Source organism: Streptomyces sp. NPDC015125 (assembly GCF_043080045.1).
Lineage (GTDB): Bacteria > Actinomycetota > Actinomycetes > Streptomycetales > Streptomycetaceae > Streptomyces.
The window spans coordinates 249549-268118 of sequence record NZ_JBIBVF010000006.1; the positions used below are offsets into that span (position 1 = coordinate 249549).

Here is an 18570-nt window from a genome sequence, read left to right on the forward strand (position 1 = left end):
CCCCGGGAGGGCGGCCGCTCAGCTAGTGGGCATCGGCGATGTGCTGGGTACCGATGCGCTTACGGAACACCCAGTACGTCCACCCTTGGTAGAGCATCACCAGTGGTGTGGCGAAACCGGCGCACCACGTGATGATCTTCAGGGTGTAAGGGCTGGACGAGGCATTGCTGACGGTGAGGCTCCAGCTCTCGTTCAGCGTCGAGGGCATGGCGTTAGGGAAGAGCGTCAGGAACAGCATCGCGACCGCGGCCACGATGGCGAGACCGGAAAAGGCGAACGCCCAGCCCTCGCGCCCGAGCCTGTTGGCCCCGAGCGCCGCGAGCAGCGCGACCACCACCACGATCATGGCAACCAGGCTGGTGGCATCGCCCTTGTCGGCCTGGGTCCAGCCGAGGAAACCGACCACCGGCACCACGGTGAGCAGTCCGAGGAGGGTCGCCAGTCTGCGCGCCCGCTCCCGGATGTCACCCGTCGTCTTGAGCGAGGCGAACACCGCACCGTGGAAGGTGAACAGCATCAGCGTGACCAGCCCGCCCAGGATCGCGTACGGGTTCAGCAGGTCGAGAACGCTCCCCACATATTCCTTGTGAGCGTCGATCTTGACGCCGTGCACGAGGTTGCCGAACACGACGCCCCACAGCACTGCGGGCAGCAGTGAGGCCCAGAAAATCGCGTTTTCCCAGTTCCGCTGCCAGTGCTCCTCGGTCCGCTTGTGGCGGTACTCGAAGGCGACCCCGCGCACGATCAGGCACACCAGGATCAGCAGCAGCGGCAGATAGAAGCCGGAGAAGAGGGTCGCGTACCAGTCGGGGAAGGCGGCGAAGGTCGCACCGGCCGCGCTGATCAGCCAGACCTCGTTGCCGTCCCAGACCGGCCCGATGGTGTTGATCAGTACGCGCTTCTCCCGCCGGTCGCGGGCGAGGAGCTTGGTGTGGATGCCGATCCCGAAGTCGAACCCTTCGAGGAAGAAGTACCCGGTCCAGAGGACGGCGATAAGGACGAACCAGACGTCGTGGAGTTGCACAGTCGCCTCCTAGTACGAGAAGGCCATCGGCCGGTCGGCGTCGGTGCTGTCGCCGCCGATCTTGGTGGGCGGGTTGAGGTCGGAGTCAGTGAGCTCCTGCGGTCCGGCCTTGATGTACTTCACCAGCAGCTTGACCTCGACCACCGCGAGGATCGCGTAGAGCGTGGTGAAGACGATCATCGAGGTGAGCACCTCGCCCTGCGAGACGCCCGGGGACACCGCGTCCGAGGTGCGCAGCACGCCGTAGACGGCCCAGGGCTGGCGGCCCATCTCGGTAAAGATCCAGCCCCACGAGTTCGCGATGAGCGGGAAGCCGAGGGTGACAAAGGCGAGCGACCAGTACCACTTGCTCAGACGGGCACCGAGCAGCTTGTTCTTGGTGAGCGCGAGATGCGGTGGCTCCTCGTCCCCCGTACGCAGCCCCGGAGCCAGCCAGAACTTCTTACGGGTGAGCCAGAGCCCGGCGAGTCCGATGGCGAAGGACGACATACCGAAGCCGATCATCCAGCGGAAGCCCCAGTAGGCGACCGGGATGTTGGGCCGGTAGTCGCCGGGCCCGAACTTCTGCTGCTCGGACTTGTTGACGTCGTTGATGCCGGGAACCGGCGAGCTGAAGTCGTTGTGCGCGAGGAAGGACAGCAGGCCGGGTATCTCGATGGCGACCGTGTTGTGCCCCTTGTCGACATCGCCGTAGGCGAAGACCGAGAACGGCGCAGGCTGTTCCTTGTCCCACAGCGCCTCGGCCGCGGCCATCTTCATCGGCTGCTGCTTGAACATGACCTTGCCGAGCGAGTCACCGCTGACCGCGGTGAGGATGCCCGAGATGACCAGCGTGATCAGCCCGAGCCGCAGCGACGTCCGCATCACCTTGATGTGCTTCTTGCGCATCAGATGGAAGGCGGCGATACCGACCATGAACGCGGCGCCGGTGAGGAAGGCCGCGGTCAGCGTGTGGAAGGCGACGACCAGGGTGGTGTCCTGGGTCAGCACCTTCCAGAAGTCCGTCAGCTCGGCACGGCCGTTCGCGGCGTTGTACTTGTAGCCAACCGGGTGCTGCATCCAGGAGTTCGCCGCGAGGATGAAGTACGCCGACAGGAGCGTGCCGATCGAGACCATCCACATGCAGAAGCAGTGGATCTTCTTGGGCAGCTTGTCCCAGCCGAAGATCCACAGGCCGATGAAGGTCGACTCGAAGAAGAACGCGATGAGCGCCTCGAAGGCCAGCGGAGCGCCGAAGACGTCCCCGACGAACCGCGAGTAGGCGGACCAGTTCATACCGAACTGGAACTCCTGGACGATGCCGGTGACGACACCCATCGCGATGTTGATCAGAAACAGCTTGCCCCAGAACTTGGTGGCCTTGAGGTACTTCTCCTTGCCCGTGCGTACCCATGCGGTCTCGAGTCCGGCCACCAGAGCGGCGAGGGAGATCGTCAAGGGGACGAACAGGAAGTGGTAGACGGTGGTGATGCCGAATTGCCATCGCGCCAGAGTCTCTGGCGCCAACGCCAGTTCCATGCCGTGCTCCTTACGTCGCCGTTGCACTACGGCAATGCCCTGTATGCGCCACATAAAGTGGCCCATACAGGACGCGCTTGTGAACGCGTTCACATTCACAAGCAATTATCTCCTACGGGTCTCAGCCATTTCTGCCGGGGGGTACGTGACTGCGGTCACGCCCGATTCCCGGGCGCCAAAACGCCCTCCACCTGCCACAACCCGGGCCGCGCCCACGGCGGACGGCGCACCCCGGCACCCGTCCGCAGCGGCGAGATAGCGCGGATACGCGCGAGGCCGCAGGTCAGCAGACCCACGGCCTCGACACCCCACCCGACGACGGGTTACAACGCCTTGCGGAACTCCTCCGCGGCCTGCAGGAACAGGTCCATCGCCGGACCCTCGCCGATCGTCACCCGTACGCCCTCGCCGGCGAACGGCCGCACGACCACGCCGGCCCGCTCGCAGGCCGCCGCGAAGTCGGTCGTGCGGTCCCCCAGCCGCAGCCAGACGAAATTCGCCTGCGACTCGGGCACCGTCCAGCCCTGCCCCAGCAGACCGTCCACCACCCGCGCCCGCTCGGTCACCAGCGCATCGACCCGCTCCAGCAGCGCCGCCTCGCTGCGCAGCGACGCCACCGCCGCCTCCTGCGCCAGCTGGCTCACACCGAACGGCACCGCCGTCTTGCGCAGCGCCGCGGCCACCGGCTCATGGGCCACCGCAAAGCCGACCCGCAGTCCCGCCAGGCCGTACGCCTTGGAAAAGGTGCGCAGCACACACACATTGGGGCGGTCGCGGTAGAGCTCGATGCCGTCCGGCACCTGGGGATCGCGCACGAACTCGCAGTACGCCTCGTCCAGCACCACCAGCACATCGCTCGGCACCCGGTCCAGGAAGGACTCCAGCTCCGCACGGCGGACGACGGTGCCGGTGGGGTTGTTGGGGTTGCAGACGAAGATCAACCGGGTCCGGTCGGTGATCGCGGCGAGCATGGCGTCCAGATCGTGCACCTCACCGGAGGTCAGCGGAATCTGCACGGAGGTGGCGCCGGAGACCTGGGTGACGATCGGGTAGGCCTCGAACGACCGCCAGGCATAGATCACTTCATCGCCGGGCCCGGCCGTCGACTGGACCAGCTGCTGGGCCACACCGACCGAACCGGTGCCGGTCGCCAGATGCTCCAGGGGTACCGAGAACCGCTCGGACAGCTCCGCCATCAGGCCCGTGCAGGCCATGTCCGGGTAGCGGTTGAAGGAGCCGGCGGCGGTCACCGCGCTCTCCAGGACGCCCGGCAGCGGCGGATAGGGGTTCTCGTTGGAGGACAGCTTGTACGTGACGGGGCCGCCGGCCGCCGCCGGCCGGCCCGGCTTGTAGGTGGGGATGCCGTCCAGCGCAGCACGCAGCTTCGGGGTCTTCTCGTTCACCGCAGGTCCTCCTCGACCGTCCTGCCTCTTCTCCAATACTGCACACCTTATGAGGATTGACCCGTTCGGCGGCAGCCCCCGGCCCGCCACCGGGCTCGGCCACCTACCTCGGCCCGGCACCGGGGAGCCCCGCGCGGAGCCTCCAGGGGGCGCCGTCCAGTCCGGCGTGCGCCGGTGGCTCACTCCGTGGCGCGCGTCCCCCGTCAAGGTGACTTGAGGCCACTTCGAGACCTGAACCGATCGACAGGCAAAGGCGCCACATCTCCCACATAATGATCACTGATGGGGCCAACTCCCTTTACTTTCATGAGAATTGAGTGCTGACCGCCATGCAGAAACGTACCTCTCCACAGCCGTCGGCCAAGCCCCGCGAATGGCCCTAATGAGCCCTACTATCGGCTCGCCATGACAGCAGCAGGGAAGCATCAGGTGAGCCGGTCGACCGGTCGCCGGCTGGGGCGGGCGGGCATCCGGGACGTGGCCGCCGCAGCCGGGGTGTCGATCACGACTGTCTCCGACGCGCTCAACGGCAAGGGCCGGCTTCCGGACGCCACCCGTAGCCATGTCCGCGAGGTGGCCGACCGGCTGGGCTATCGCCCGTCCGCAGCCGCCCGCACCCTCCGTACCGGCAAGTCAGGGCTCCTCGGCCTGACCGTGACCACGTACGGGGACGAACCTTTCACCTTCACCGAATTCGCGTACTTCGCCGAGATGGCCAGAGCGGCCACCTCGGCGGCCCTGGCCCGCGGCTATGCGCTGGTCATCCTCCCCGCGACCTCCCGGCACGACGTGTGGTCCAACGTCGCCCTGGACGGCACCGTCGTCATCGACCCCGCCGACGGCGACCCCGTCGTCACCGAGCTCGTCCGGCACGGCATCCCCGTCGTCTCCGACGGCCGCCCCGGCGGCGCGCTGCCCGTCACCGGCTGGGTCGACAACGATCACGAGGCGGCCGTCCTCGGCCTGCTCGACCATCTCGCCGACGCCGGCGCCCGTCGCATCGGCCTGCTCACGGGCAACACCACCGACACCTACACCCGCCTGTCGACCACCGCCTATCTGCACTGGTGCGAGCGGGTCGGCCAGGACCCGGTGTACGAGTCCTACCCGGCACATGACCCGTGTGCGGGGGCCGTCGCCGCCGACCGGCTGCTGGCCCGCCCGGACCGCCCGGACGCCGTCTACGGGCTCTTCGACCCCAACGGCACGGACCTGCTGGCCGCCGCCCGGCGCTACGGCCTGAGAGTGCCGGAGGACCTGCTGCTGGTCTGCTGCAGCGAGTCCACCCTCTACGCCGCCACCGAGCCGCCCGTCACCACGCTGTCCCTCAAACCGCGCCGCATCGGCACCGCCGTCGTGCAGATCCTCATCGACGCCATCGAGGGGCTCGACAACGGCCGGCCCGTCGAACAGGTGATACCGACCGATCTGATCGTCCGGGCCTCGTCCCAGCGGCGTCCCCCGAGAACGACCATCAGCCCACCGCGAGGACCCACCGGCGACTGAGCCTGCTCCCACATACGAGCGACGGTGTGATCACTTCTACAAGGAAAAAACAGGGCGATCCCGGGATGAATCCGCCGCGAATGCCGGGCTTCGGCGGATTGACCACCCCCGGGTGCGTCACAACCCGCGATCGGCATTCCTATGATGGGCGCACGACACCGCGGACCGCCGTCGACCAGGCAAAGGTCCGAGAGGTGCACGGCGGCGCGACGGTGGAGGGGTCGATGACTCAGGGGGCCAGTCAGGGACCCATGGTGTGGACCATGGCGGGAGCAACTCCGGCGTCTGTTCCGCCACCCGGAGTGCCCTCCGGCGCGTCCGCCGGGTCCCCCGTGCCGCCTGCCGGCCCGCCGCTCCACCTGCCCGCCGGCACCCCGGCCGCTCCTCCTGCCGCGCCTCCCGCTGCGCCCCCCGTGGCGCCGCCCGCCGCCCCGCCCGCGGAGCTGCCCGAGGAGTACACCCCGACCGCGCGCGACCTCCCGGTCATCGCGCCCGAGCGCACGGACACCCTCATCGACCGCCCCGCCGTCGTCCCGGTGCCCGAACCCGCCCAGGATCCCGACGCGCCCGAGGGCATGGGTCCGCTGTACGTCGTCGGCGATGTGCACGGCTACTACGACGAGCTGCGCGAGGCGCTGGCCACCGAAGGCCTGGTCGACGCCGACGGCAACTGGGCGGCCGGCAATGCCCGGCTCTGGTTCCTCGGCGACTTCACCGACCGCGGCCCGGACGGCATCGGCGTCATCGAACTCGTCATGCAGCTCTCCGCAGAGGCCGCGGCGGCCGGCGGCTACTGCAAGGCCCTGATGGGCAACCACGAACTTCTGCTGCTGGGTGCCAAGCGGTTCGGTGACACCCCCGTACAGTCCGGCGCCGGCACCGCCTCCTTCCAGGCCGCCTGGCTCCTCAACGGCGGCCAGAAGACCGATATGGACCGCTTGGAGGACCACCACCTCCAGTGGATGGCCCGCCTGGACGCCGTGATGGAGGAGGACGGGCATCTGCTCGTGCACTCCGACACCACTGCCTACCTCGAATACGGCGACTCCATCGAGGCCGTCAACGACACCGTCCACGACGTGCTCACCCGCAGCGACGCGGACGAAGTCTGGGATCTGTTCCGCAAGTTCACCAAACGCTTCGCCTTCCGCGACGAGGCCGGCTCGGACGCCGTACGCGAACTCCTCGACGCCTACGGTGGCGATCGCGTCGTACACGGCCACAGCCCGATCCCCTATCTGCTGGGCGAGGTCGGCACCGAGGAAAGCGAGAGCGAGAGCGTGGCGGTCGACGGTCCGCATGTCTACGCAGACGGTCTGGCCATCGCCATGGACGGCGGTATCACCATGGCCGGAAAGCTATTGGTCGTTCAACTTCCGCTGGCCGGCTGAACGTTATCGAGGCAGGCGCGCCGAAGGGCGGACGGCGGACAGGCGGCCCACCGTCGGGGACGGCACGGGCGGAAACCGGTCGTGGCATTACTCAAATTCCGTAAACTCTCTGTCACCCCGCGCCGCAGTCGCTCTACCATCGGACTATCCGTAGCAGGCTCTCCTCCGTTTCCGCCCACTGCCCGGCCAACGCCGGCCGTACGGCCCTACGGAGCATCGGGGGATCCACATGAACAGCGCTCCGCACCTGCTGAACGAGGACCGCGCGGAATTTGCGCGGATCCTTGATGAGGCGCTGCGCACCGCCGAATACCGCCCGGACGACTTCACCGCCGTCGCGGGAAACCACCTCAACAACGAGCAGTTGCGCACGATGGCGCTCAGTGCGACCACCGCCATCGCCGCATGCGCCACGGCCGAATACCAACGCTATGTACAGCTCCGCGCCGAGTGGCGCGCGCCGACGCCCGCGCTGTCCCACGTCGCAGCGGACGACGAGGAGCAGAGCCCGGAGGCCGACGGGAGCCCAGGACCGGCCACCGCCACGGCCCTGGGCGAGGCCGAAACCACCGGCGCCGGGCTCACCGCCATGGTCGCCGTCCTCGCGCCCGTCCTCGCCGGCATCGCCGCGGTTCTCTTCCTCCTCATCGGTTATGTGCTGCGCGCCATCAGCCCCGACAAGTCCTTGGCGCAGCCACTGATCAACGTCGGCTGGATCTTCGCGGCACTGACCGCCGCGGGAACGCTTGTCGCGATGGCCGGACTGCTCGTCACGGCGCTGCGCAACGGCTCGTCGCCCCAGGTCGCCAGAACCGACGAACTGGGCGAGGCACTGGACCACGCCCGTGAGGTGTGGCGCGGTGCCCTCCTGGAGCGCGGTGTGCTGCCATTTCTCCGTGAGGCCCTCGCCGACCCCACCGCCACTCCGGGCGACGACCCGGCCCGCTACGTCCCCCGCCGCACTCCGCCGCCCGAAAGCCGGATCCCCACCCTCGGCTACACCCGCCCCGAGTTCACCAGCCCCGACAGCGGCTCCTCGGGGTCCCGCCCGCGCTACTCCAGCCCGGACTTCACCAGCCCGGATTACGGGGGATCCGACCACCAGCCGGATTAGCGCGGGGCAGCCCGGCGCCGTGAGAGTCGCCGGGAGGCGCCCACGCCGCAGGAAGGGCAAGCGGAAGGCCCCCGCCTTTCGGTGGGGGCCTTCCTGCCGAGGTGCCCGAAGGCGCGACGTCCGAAGGCGGGCTACTCCGCGAGCGGCAGATACACGCGGTTGCCCGCAGCCGCGAACTCCTTCGACTTCTCGGCCATTCCGGCCTCGGGGTCGATCGCCAGATCACCCCCGTGTTCGCGGCGGATGTCCTGGCTGATCTTCATCGAGCAGAACTTCGGGCCGCACATCGAGCAGAAGTGGGCCGTCTTCGCCGGCTCGGCAGGCAGCGTCGCGTCATGGAAGGCGCGGGCCGTGTCCGGGTCGAGGGCCAGGTTGAACTGGTCCTCCCAGCGGAACTCGAAGCGGGCGTCGGAGAGCGCGTCATCCCATCCCTGGGCGCCCGGATGCCCCTTGGCCAGGTCTGCCGCATGAGCCGCGATCTTGTACGTGATGACGCCGGTCTTGACGTCGTCGCGGTCCGGGAGGCCCAGATGCTCCTTGGGCGTGACGTAGCAGAGCATGGCGGTGCCCCACCAAGCGATCATCGCCGCGCCGATACCAGAGGTGATGTGGTCGTAGGCGGGTGCGATATCGGTGGTCAGCGGCCCGAGCGTATAGAACGGGGCCTCCTCGCAGATCTCCTGCTGGAGGTCGATGTTCTCCTTGATCTTGTGCATCGGGACATGTCCCGGGCCCTCGATCATCGTCTGGACGCCGTGCCGCTTGGCGATGGTGTTCAGCTCACCGAGTGTCCGCAGCTCCGCGAACTGGGCCTCGTCATTGGCGTCCGCGATGGATCCGGGGCGCAGGCCGTCTCCGAGCGAGTAGGTGACGTCGTACGAGGCGAGGATCTCGCAGAGCTCCTCGAAGTGCGTATAGAGGAACGACTCCTTGTGATGCGCCAGGCACCAGGCCGCCATGATCGAACCACCGCGGGAGACGATGCCGGTCTTACGGCGGGCCGTCAGGGGGACATAACGGAGCAGCACCCCGGCGTGCACCGTCATGTAGTCGACGCCCTGTTCGGCCTGCTCGATGACGGTGTCCTTGTAGATCTCCCAGGTCAGCTCCTCGGCCTTGCCGTCGACCTTCTCCAGTGCCTGGTAGAGGGGGACGGTGCCGATGGGGACGGGGGAGTTGCGCAGCACCCATTCGCGGGTGGTGTGGATATTGCGGCCGGTGGAGAGGTCCATGACCGTGTCGGCGCCCCAGCGAGTCGCCCAGGTCATCTTCTCCACCTCCTCCTCGATGGAGGAAGTGACCGCCGAATTGCCGATGTTGGCGTTCACCTTCACCAGGAAGTTCTTGCCGATGATCATCGGCTCGATCTCCGGGTGGTTGATGTTCGACGGCAGCACCGCGCGTCCCGCCGCGATCTCGTCGCGGACGAACTCGGGGGTGACGTTCTCGCGGAGGGCGACATACTCCATCTCCGCGGTGATCTCGCCGCGCTGGGCGTAGGCGAGCTGGGTGACCGCGGCGCCGTCACGGCCGCGGCGGGGCTGGCGGGGGCGGCCCGGGAAGACCGCGTCGAGGTTCTTGAGACCGCCGCGCGGCGAGGTGTGCTTGAGGCCGTCGTCCTCGGGCCGCAGGGGGCGGCCCGTGTACTCCTCGGTGTCGCCGCGAGTGATGATCCAGTTCTCCCGCAGCGGCGCCAGACCACGGCGGACGTCGGTATCGATGTGCGGGTCGGTGTACGGCCCTGACGTGTCGTAAAGCGTCACGTCCTTGCCGTTGGTGAGGTGCACCCGCCGGACCGGGACCCGAAGATCCGGGCGCGATCCGGAGACATAGCCCTTGTGCCAGCCGATCTGCGGCTCACTGCTGCCGCCGGCACCGTTTCCGTTTTCGGGCGTGCGTGCATCCTGCAGAGTCATGAGACCCAACTCCCTACGCCGGCATTACCCGGTAACAGGTTCAGCGGTCGACGCAGCGGCTTGCGTCCATGGGCGTTTCACGTGAAACGCCGCTGGGACGAAGGTCAGCGCCCTCTCAGCCCGGTGCTCCGAGCTCCCGCGATTGCAAAGGTGGCACCACGGTAGCGGCCGATGTGGCGGAGTGAACAGGGGGCCCCGGAGTTCTTGCAATGATCGGGTGGTGAGCCCTCACGAGTCCCACCACCATTCCGCCGTGCACTCACACGCGCACGGCCATGGCCCTGCCGCGCCCGTCTCCCGGCATCTGCGCAAGGTCATCGCGGCAGTGTTGATCCCTTTTGCAGCCGCGGTGGCGGTCGGCCTGGTCGTGCTCTGGCCGGGAGGTGCGCCTCCCCATAAGCCGTCCGGCGTCGGCTTCGACCAGCCCACGGAGCAGGCCAGAGTCATCAAGGTGGCGGAGGTGAACTGCGCGGATGTCCATGCCGAGCAGCAGCCCCAGCCACCGTCCCCGACAGGACAACCACCGGCCGGGGGCCGGGCCAAAGGCGAGCCCTGTCAGCAGGCGACGATCAAAGTCACCACGGGAGAGAACGCGGGACGCACCTTCCAGGCGGTAGTGACGCCGGACGCCCTGCGTCACTACACCACCGGCCAGGACGTGGTGGTGGCGTACTCCCCCAAGGCGCCGAAGGATCTGCAGTATTCGGTCAGCGATGTCGACCGGACCCTCCCGATGTGGGTACTGGCCGCCCTCTTCGCGTTCGCGGTGGTAATCGTCGGCCGACTGCGTGGAGTACTGGCGCTGGTGGCACTGGCGGCCAGCTTTGTGGTCCTGACGCTGTTCATCCTCCCGGCGATCCTTCAGGGTTCCAACCCGCTGGTGGTGGCAGTGGTCGGGGGAAGCGCGATCATGCTGATCGCGCTGTACCTGTGCCATGGGCTGACGGCCCGTACGTCGGTGGCCGTACTCGGCACCCTCGCCTCGCTGCTGCTGATCGGGCTGCTCGGATCGGTGTTCATCAACTGGGCGCTGCTGACCGGCAATACGGACGACACGACGGGGCTGGTGCACGGCCTGTACCCCGATATCGAGATCCGCGGTCTGCTGCTCGCCGGGATCATCATCGGGTCTCTGGGGGTGCTCGACGATGTGACGGTGACGCAGACCGCCGCGGTCTGGGAACTCAAGGAGGCGGACCCGTTGGCCGGCTGGCGCAAGCTCTACGGCGCCGCGATGCGGATCGGCCGGGACCACATCGCGTCCGTCGTCAACACCCTTGTGCTGGCCTACGCGGGTGCCGCACTGCCGTTGCTTTTGCTGTTCTCGATCGCACAGAGCAGCGTCGGCACGGTCGCCACGAGCGAAGTGGTCGCGGAGGAGGTCGTCCGCACGCTCGTGGGCAGCATCGGGCTGGTGGCCGCAGTGCCGCTGACGACGTTGCTGGCGGCACTGGTGGTCTCGGCGGACCGGAAGGGGCGGGGCGGGCCGGGAAGTGACGGCGGGCCGGGAGTCGTCCGGCAGTCCGGGGCAGATTTCGGGGCCGAGGTGGATGCCGGGGCCGGAATGGGTGCCGGCATGCCGACAGGCGCCACGGAGAGCCGTCCGGGCCGTCGCGGGGGACGCGGCAGGCGCCGTAAGCGGTGACGGAAGCTCAGGGACACGACTTCCGTCCCCCACGGGCCGTGAGAGGGGCGGGGGCGGACGGGAGGAGTGCGGTGGCAGGCAGGCGGCACGGGCAGGGAGCGGAGGGTACGCGGGCACGCAGGAGGACCGGCGTACCCGGCAGGGCGTCGGCGTGGACGGTGCGACCGGGGCGGGTCAGCCGGCCGGCGCCTCCGTGAGGATCTGGTCCAGCACGGCCTCCAGGGTGTCGCAGACCTCTTCCTTGCCCAGCGGTACAAGCCGGTCCGTACGGTCGAGGAAGGCGACCAACGGTGCCGCGCTGACGCGGAACAGCGCGCGCTCGGCGCCGACTTGAAGGCTGATGAAGACATCACTGAGGTGCGCGGGGGATGCCGGCTCGATACGCACATCACCCTCACCGGACGGCCGGCTCAGCCCGTCCAGCAGCAACTCTCGACCGAACGCCCAGGTCACGGGCGCATCGCCGGGAAGGTCGAAGGTGAGGCGGACGGCGTACGGATCGGCGCTGGCGAAGTCCAGCTCCACCGGAATCCGGAACGCGAGCTCTTCCGAAACGACGAAGCTCATGATCACTTCTGCCTGAACTGTGTCGGTCATCAACCACTGCCCCGCACTTGATCGGAGATGGCCGGGAAACATCCCCGTGGCCCTATTGGCGCCATCGTCTGCCACGCGCAAGCAGATCACAAGGAGTGAGTTTTCAGATACTGACAGAGAAGGCGAGTGTCGTTAGTACCGCCTCCGCCATTTTTCGTAGTCGGTCTGTAACGGACCGCAATCGATGCAGTTCGTCCGCGGGTGGGGAATCCGCCGACGCCGCGACGGCCGCCTCGCCCCGGACAGGGAGGGCCCTGCGCGCCGTGCCCAAGGCATATCCCTGATGCGCGAAAGCCCGATGATTGCCACGCACCGTATCCACAAGGTGCAGTAATTCGTCCATAGATCGCATGGAAAAGGGCGATATCGGCTGGACGGCATGGCGCAAGAGACGCTCTCCGCTTGCTGCTCCGTCAAACCGTCCGAGCAGATATTGCCCGATCGCGTGGCCGGGTGCGGTGGTGCGGAAGAACCCCCACGACTCCACCGGCGGCCGCTACGGCCGTGGGTGACCACCACCGTCCCGACATCACCCTCCCGGTGGACGGCGAAGTAGACGGCGGCGCCGAGTCGGGCCCGTCACGGCCCGGCCTTGAGCCCGTCAGCCCGCCTTCGCAGACCCGGCGGGCTCCTTGCCGGCGTCCGGCTCCGGGCCGGACGCCGGCAAGGACAGCAGACGGATTCGCTGTTCACGATTGCCAATGCCGAACGCCCGATTCCGCTCGCAGCGGGGCACGGGGGCCGGCCGGCGGGCGGCCCTGCCGCTTACCAGTCGCCCTTCGACGAGGACGATGACGAGCCACTGGACCTGCGGACGAGGTAGATGACTCCGGCGATCAGGGCTGCCGCTATGAGGACCTTGAAGAGCACGCCGATCAGGAAGCCGAGCGCGGTGGTGATCAGTCCGCCGAAGACCACGATCAGAACGACGGGCACCACGACCCAGGTGACCCACCACGGAAGTCCTGCGAATATCCCCTTACCAGCCACTGCTCTGCCCTGCTTTCTGTCTCTTGCGCTGTCGCTGTCCGTACCGCGCCATCCGTCGGCTGCGCTGTTGCCTCAGGGGTGATGCCGTCCGCGTGCGGCCTGTCTGTTGCCTCACACCTTCGGTTCCCCTGCACCAACGATGCTAGGACGCGGACCGCGGGCGTGGGGGCTTCGCAGCCCCGGCCCTTCCCTGACCCTTCCCCTACGGGTTCCGGGGCCAGGCCCTTAGCTCTCGGGAGGAGAGAAGACCACCATCACCCGGAGATCCTCGCTGATGTGATGGAACTTGTGGGGCACCCCGGCCGGCACATAGACCACGCTGCCCCGGGCCACCGACTGGGTCTGTGTCCCGACGGTGATCGCCGCCCGGCCGCTGACCACGAGATACACCTCGTCCTGGGCGTGCGGCTGCTGTGGATCGATACTGCCGGCGTCCAGTGCGTACAGCCCGACCGACATGTTGCGTTCCCGGAGGAACTGCAGATACGCGCCGTCGTTCGCAGCCCGTTCCGCTTCCAGCTCATCCAGTCTGAAAGCCTTCATGCCGATCGCACCCCTCTGATGATTCAGACTCGTCTGCGACGATCTCACCATGAAGCATTTTCTGGTCAAGACGATCGCCAACGCCGCGGCGCTTGCCGTGGCCATCTGGCTGCTCAAGGACATCACGCTCACCGGTGAGAACACCGGCCGCAAGATACTCACCCTGGTCCTGGTCGCACTGATCTTCGGGCTGGTCAATTTCCTGGTCAAGCCCGTGGTGAAGCTGCTGTCCTTCCCCCTGTTCATCCTCACGCTCGGCCTGATCACACTGGTCGTGAACGCGCTGATGCTGCTGCTGACCTCCTGGCTCGCCGGCAAGGCCGACCTCGCCTTCCATGTGGACGGCTTCTGGACGGCCCTGCTCGGCGGCGTGATCATCTCCATCGTCGCCTGGGCCATGCACGTGATCCTTCCCGACGAGGACTGACCCTTGACCGCGCCCTTCCGTATCTGCTTCGTCTGCACCGGCAACATCTGCCGGTCGCCGATGGCGGAGGCCGTCTTCCGCGCCCGCCTCGCGGAAGACGGCCTCGACGGCCTGGTCGAGGTCGAAAGCGCCGGGACCGGCGGCTGGCACGAGGGCGAGGGAGCCGACCCGCGCACGGGCGCCGTACTGCGCTCGGGCGGCTACGAACACGTCCACGCCGCACGGCAATTCCACACCTCCTGGTTCGACCACCTCGACCTGATCATTGCCCTCGACTCCGGCCATCTGCGCGAGCTGCGCAGCCTGGCCCCGACCGCGCAGGACGCCGCCAAGATCCACCTGCTGCGCTCGTACGGGGCGGGCACGGCGGCGGACACCGCCCCGGGAACGGCGCCCGGACTCGGCACCGTCGACGACCTCGACGTGCCCGATCCGTACTACGGCGATGTCGCCGGTTTCGAGGAGTGCCTGGAGATGATCGAGGCGGCGAGCGACGGCCTGTTGGTGGCGGTACGGGCCGCGATCACGGCCCGTACCACGGTCACCACCCCCGCACCCGGGGATGACGGCGGCCGGCACCAAGCGCCGGAACCGCACCGGCCGCAGGAAAAGGAGAGCGCATGACCGGCGACGGCACCCGCGCCGTACGCGCCGGGCTTCCGGAGCCCGAGGCCTATGAGCCGACCCTCCCGGGTCCGGTGTTCGCGGCGCACTACCACCTCCCCGGGGACGCCGTCGGCCCGTACACCTACGGCCGCGACGCCAACCCGACCTGGACCCGTCTGGAACAGGCCATCGGCGAGCTCGAATCGCCGGACGAAAGCCCTCATACCGTCGCCTTCGCCTCCGGGATGGCAGCGATCACCGCGGTCCTCTTCTCGCAGCTGCGCACCGGCGACGCCGTGGTGCTCCCCAGCGACGGATACCAGCTGCTGCCGACCGTCCGCACGCGCCTGGAGAGCTACGGCATCGAGGTCCGTACGGCTCCGACCGCACACGACGCACAGCTCGACGCGCTGGACGGCGCCCGTCTGCTGTGGATCGAAACGCCCTCCAACCCCGGCCTCGATGTCTGCGACATCCGGCGGCTGACCGACGAAGCACACCGGCGCGGCGCGCTGGTGGCCGTCGACAACACCCTCGCCACCCCGCTCGGCCAGCGGCCGCTCGACCTCGGTGCGGACTTCTCGGTCGCCAGCGGCACCAAGGCGCTGACCGGCCACGGCGATGTCCTGCTGGGGTACGCCAGCACCCGCGATGCCGCACTGGCCGATTCCGTACGGCTATGGCGCAAGACGGTGGGCGCGATCCCCGGCCCGATGGAGAGCTGGCTCGCGCATCGTTCGCTGGCCACCCTCGCGCTGCGCGTCCGCCAGCAGTCGGAGGGCGCCCTGGCACTGGCCGCGGCGCTGGCCGACCGCCCCGAGGTCACCGGCCTGCGCCACCCGGGCCTCCCGTCCGATCCGTCCCACGAGCTCGCCGCCCGGCAGATGCGACCGGGCCGCTTCGGCTCCGTGGTGTCCTTCGTCCTGCCCGACAAGGCCTACGCAGAGCGGTTCCTGGCCGCGCTGTCCCTGGTGGACGATGCGACGAGCTTCGGGGGCGTACGGTCCAGCGCCGAGCGACGGGCCCGCTGGGGCGGCGATGCCGTGCCGGAGGGCTTTATCCGTTTCTCGGTCGGCATCGAGGAGCCGGAGGATCTGGTCGCGGATGTCATCCGGGCGCTGGGCACGGCCGCACAGAACTGACCGTACGGCCGGAGCGCCCCGAAGCCGCGGAACGAGTCGAACAAGCGGGGCGCGCCCCGGCCCGAGGCACGGAAGCGGCATGAGATGGGCCGGCAGGGCATCCCCCCTCGTCACCCTGCCGGCCTGCGGTTCCACATGGCCCCGAGTCCACGCGTTTCACGTGAAACCGAATGTTCCACGTGAAACGAACCGCTCGAACAAGGCTAGTTGACTGAGCGTCATTGTCCAATCACGCTAGCGACACAGCCCTATCGACAAATTTATAGTTGGCCCGCGACCAGGCTTCCGAGAGGCGCAGGAGGTACGCGATGGATCTGGCTCTGCTGCGCACCTTCGTCACCGTGCACCGAGCCGGCTCGTTCACCCGCGCCGCCGCGTTGCTCGGCCTCTCCCAGCCCGCGGTGACCAGCCAGATCCGGGCCCTGGAACGCCAGTTGGGCCGCCCCCTCTTCCTTCGCTACGCCCGTGGCGTCACCCCCACCACCATCGGCGATGAACTCGCCCACAAAGTGGCACCGCACCTGGACGCGCTCACCGAGATCACAGAGGCCGGCCTGGACCGCGACTCCGTCACCCGCACTCTCCATCTCGCGGGGCCCCCGGAGTTCCTCGCCGAGCGCGCGCTCCCGGCACTTACCCCGCTGATCGCCCAGGGCCTGTCCATACGTACCGCCTTCGGCCCCGCGGAGGAGCTGCTGACCGGCCTGGCAGCCGGCCACCACGACCTGGCCGTCACCACCTCCCGACCGCGCGGCGGGCTGCTCACCGCCACCCCGCTCTGCGACGAGGAGCATGTGCTGATCGCGGCGCCGCACTGGGCGGCCGAGCTGGGAGGAAGCGCCGTGCTGCAGGCCGGGGGAGTCCGCGTGCTGGACCGCGTACCGCTCGTCGAGGTCCACGAAAGCCTGCCGCTGATCGCCCGTTACTGGTCCGCGGTCTTCGACGCCAAGCCCGCCGCCTCCGCCGCCGTGATCGCCGCGGACCTCCGGGCGGTGCTGTCCTGTGTGACGGCCGGTGTGGGGCTCGCTGTGCTGCCCCGCTATCTGTGCGCCGGCGCACTGGACAGCGGCGACGTCGTGGCCCTGCTCGAACCGCCGGTGCCCCCGCTGCGGACGTACTTCCTGACCGTACGGACCGGGACGCTCGGCCTTCCCCACATAGCCCGGGCGCATGAGTGGTTGCTGCGCACCGCTGTCGACTGGTGACCGAGGGGCATGGGTTTCACCGGGCCGTGACTGCGGCATCTGTCCCCTATGAACGTACGGCCAGTCGTCAAACGCACCGCCCGCGCGATTCTGCTCGACGGCGCGGACCTGGTTCTGATCAAGCGCACCAAGCCGGGGCGTGCCCCGTACTGGATCACTCCGGGCGGTGGCGTGGAGCCCGAGGACGCCACCGTCATCGACGCCCTCCACCGCGAACTGGACGAAGAGCTGGGCGCGAAGATCAAGGATGTGGTGCCGGTCTTCGTCGACACCGTCGAGCACTTCAGCGACGGCGGGGTGGACGGCGTGAAGGTCCAGCACTTCTTCGTCTGCCGGCTCGACTCAATGGACGTCTCTCGCCGGCACGGCCCCGAGGTCGAGGAACCCTGCGGGGAGTACGAGATCGTGCGGGTGCCCTTCACCCGTGTCGGCATCGCCTCCGTCGAGGTCGTACCGCTGTCGCTGCGGCACTACCTCGACGGCAACATCGAGGGCGTGTGGGCGATGCACGCCCCGGATCTGGGCTGAGCGGTACCCCCGCGTCACCCCCTGCGGCGGGCTGTCTCAGCCGTCGCGCCGGTCGAACCACCCGCGGAATTCCGGAGCGTCCTCCGCGGGCCGACGGGGCTGGGCACGGGCGAGCACCCGCTCCACCCGGTCGAGGAACTCTGCGTTCAGCTCCTCCACAATGTCGTCCCGGCCCATGTCACGGGGCGCGCCCGGGTACGCCGAACCGACCCGTGAGGCAGCAGGCGTGCCACCCCCGTACACCGGATCGCTTCCGTACACCGGGGCCGCAGCACCCTGGTACACCGCGTCGTGGGTGTCCTCGTGCAGTCCGCCCCGAAGGTGCTCGTTCTTCCGCTCGGCGCGCTGGAAGGGCGGCCGCTGATCCGCCTCCGCCGCCGCACCGAAGAAGTCGCCGCCCTTGCGCTTGGCGTCGTCCGTGCCCCAGGCTCGCGCTCCGCGCTGCTGCGCCGGGACCTTCTGCAGATGCGGAATGTGCTTGGCGCAGTGGATGTACGCCTCTTCGACCTCGACGGTGACCCATAGCTGAGCACGTCGGCCGGGGACCGGGTCGACCGGCAGACCCGGGTGGCGCACCCGCATTTCCTCGTCCATGACGACGCGTGCCCGGCCGTTGATGTGCAGTCCGATGCGGTCACGGGTGAAGTCGACCATCAAGATGCCCAGGCGCGGGTTCTCCGAGATGTTGCCGATGGACGCCATGACACCGTTGCCACGGTATTCCGGATATGCCAGCGTCCGGGCGTCGAGCACCTGGACGAACCCCGGCGGCCCGGCCCGGAAGGTGGCATCGCATTCGCCGTGCCGGTCGGCCGTGGACAGGAAGAACATCTCCTGCCTGGCCACGAACTCCTGCATACGGACGTTGAGATGGTCCAGGACCTGGTCCCCGTAGAAACGGTCGGCCCGCTGGGTCGTACCGAGCCGCTGCTGCACCAGGTGCTCGCCGTCGCTCCCGGGGCGCTCTTGCCGTGGCATGCCCCATCCCTCCCCTGTCGGACCGTATTCGACCTGT

17 protein-coding genes and 1 riboswitch are annotated in these 18570 nt (G+C 68.5%); of the genes, 9 read left to right on the forward strand and 8 right to left on the reverse strand.

Annotated features, from left to right (window positions below; all coding sequences use genetic code 11):
* Positions 1–22 precede the first annotated feature (22 nt).
* The 3 genes from cydB to hisC all read right to left on the reverse strand — a co-directional run bounded on the left by cydB (position 23) and on the right by hisC (position 3945).
* A complete protein-coding gene (cydB, locus tag ACF088_RS17055) occupies positions 23–1024 on the reverse strand; it encodes a cytochrome d ubiquinol oxidase subunit II (RefSeq protein ID WP_392376554.1) in 1002 nt (333 codons plus the stop codon).
* A 9-nt stretch (positions 1025–1033) separates the two neighbouring features.
* On the reverse strand, positions 1034–2542 hold the full coding sequence (locus ACF088_RS17060; protein ID WP_392376555.1) for a cytochrome ubiquinol oxidase subunit I: 1509 nt from the start codon (positions 2540–2542) through the stop codon (positions 1034–1036).
* A gap of 323 nt (positions 2543–2865) precedes the next feature.
* Positions 2866–3945, reverse strand: a complete 1080-nt coding sequence (gene hisC, locus ACF088_RS17065) for a histidinol-phosphate transaminase (protein WP_392376556.1) — start codon at positions 3943–3945, stop codon at positions 2866–2868.
* A gap of 405 nt (positions 3946–4350) precedes the next feature.
* On the opposite strand from hisC, the gene ACF088_RS17070 reads away from it, so the two are divergent.
* The 3 genes from ACF088_RS17070 (at position 4351) to ACF088_RS17080 (ending at position 7956) form a co-directional block, all read left to right on the forward strand.
* Entirely contained in the window at positions 4351–5451 is a 1101-nt protein-coding gene (locus tag ACF088_RS17070) for a LacI family DNA-binding transcriptional regulator (RefSeq protein WP_381648167.1), read from the forward strand.
* Between the two features lie 251 nt (positions 5452–5702).
* A complete protein-coding gene (locus ACF088_RS17075; RefSeq protein ID WP_392376641.1) occupies positions 5703–6842 on the forward strand; it encodes a metallophosphoesterase in 1140 nt (379 codons plus the stop codon).
* Between the two features lie 229 nt (positions 6843–7071).
* Positions 7072–7956, forward strand: coding sequence for a hypothetical protein (locus tag ACF088_RS17080; RefSeq protein ID WP_392376557.1), 885 nt, complete (start codon positions 7072–7074; stop codon positions 7954–7956).
* Positions 7957–8087: 131 nt separating this feature from the next.
* Here the strand turns inward: ACF088_RS17080 and thiC are convergent, their stop codons facing one another.
* Positions 8088–9872: a phosphomethylpyrimidine synthase ThiC gene (gene thiC, locus ACF088_RS17085; protein WP_392376558.1), complete on the reverse strand. Its 1785-nt coding sequence runs from the start codon at positions 9870–9872 to the stop codon at positions 8088–8090.
* Positions 9866–10022, reverse strand: a riboswitch (TPP riboswitch). (Overlaps the previous gene by 7 nt.)
* A 67-nt stretch (positions 10023–10089) precedes the next feature.
* Here thiC and ACF088_RS17090 point away from each other — a divergent pair.
* The gene (locus ACF088_RS17090) at positions 10090–11517 is read left to right on the forward strand and encodes a YibE/F family protein (RefSeq protein ID WP_392376559.1); all 1428 of its coding nucleotides are present in this window, start codon (positions 10090–10092) and stop codon (positions 11515–11517) included.
* 174 nt (positions 11518–11691) lie between these two features.
* Here ACF088_RS17090 and ACF088_RS17095 read toward each other — a convergent pair whose 3' ends face one another.
* The 3 genes from ACF088_RS17095 to ACF088_RS17105 form a co-directional block, all read right to left on the reverse strand.
* Positions 11692–12114: an SsgA family sporulation/cell division regulator gene (locus ACF088_RS17095; RefSeq protein ID WP_328385666.1), complete on the reverse strand. Its 423-nt coding sequence runs from the start codon at positions 12112–12114 to the stop codon at positions 11692–11694.
* Between the two features lie 765 nt (positions 12115–12879).
* Positions 12880–13104 (reverse strand): DUF5326 family protein, encoded by a 225-nt coding sequence (locus ACF088_RS17100; protein WP_392376560.1) that lies wholly within the window; start codon positions 13102–13104, stop codon positions 12880–12882.
* Between the two features lie 225 nt (positions 13105–13329).
* A complete protein-coding gene (locus ACF088_RS17105; RefSeq protein WP_392376561.1) occupies positions 13330–13647 on the reverse strand; it encodes a cupin domain-containing protein in 318 nt (105 codons plus the stop codon).
* A 49-nt stretch (positions 13648–13696) separates the two neighbouring features.
* Here ACF088_RS17105 and ACF088_RS17110 point away from each other — a divergent pair, with 49 nt between their 5' ends.
* The 5 genes from ACF088_RS17110 to ACF088_RS17130 all read left to right on the forward strand — a co-directional run bounded on the left by ACF088_RS17110 (position 13697) and on the right by ACF088_RS17130 (position 17555).
* A complete protein-coding gene (locus ACF088_RS17110; protein ID WP_159481941.1) occupies positions 13697–14074 on the forward strand; it encodes a phage holin family protein in 378 nt (125 codons plus the stop codon).
* Positions 14075–14077: 3 nt separating this feature from the next.
* Positions 14078–14698, forward strand: a complete 621-nt coding sequence (locus ACF088_RS17115) for a low molecular weight protein-tyrosine-phosphatase (protein WP_392376562.1) — start codon at positions 14078–14080, stop codon at positions 14696–14698.
* Positions 14695–15822, forward strand: a complete 1128-nt coding sequence (locus ACF088_RS17120) for a cystathionine gamma-lyase (RefSeq protein ID WP_392376563.1) — start codon at positions 14695–14697, stop codon at positions 15820–15822. The genes ACF088_RS17115 and ACF088_RS17120 overlap by 4 nt, the downstream gene beginning before the upstream one ends.
* A gap of 308 nt (positions 15823–16130) precedes the next feature.
* A complete protein-coding gene (locus ACF088_RS17125; protein ID WP_392376564.1) occupies positions 16131–17027 on the forward strand; it encodes a LysR family transcriptional regulator in 897 nt (298 codons plus the stop codon).
* A 48-nt stretch (positions 17028–17075) separates the two neighbouring features.
* The gene (locus ACF088_RS17130) at positions 17076–17555 is read left to right on the forward strand and encodes an NUDIX domain-containing protein (RefSeq protein ID WP_086719042.1); all 480 of its coding nucleotides are present in this window, start codon (positions 17076–17078) and stop codon (positions 17553–17555) included.
* A gap of 36 nt (positions 17556–17591) precedes the next feature.
* On the opposite strand, the gene ACF088_RS17135 is transcribed toward ACF088_RS17130, so the two are convergent.
* Positions 17592–18533, reverse strand: coding sequence for a pyridoxamine 5'-phosphate oxidase family protein (locus ACF088_RS17135; RefSeq protein WP_392376565.1), 942 nt, complete (start codon positions 18531–18533; stop codon positions 17592–17594).
* Positions 18534–18570: the final 37 nt, after the last annotated feature.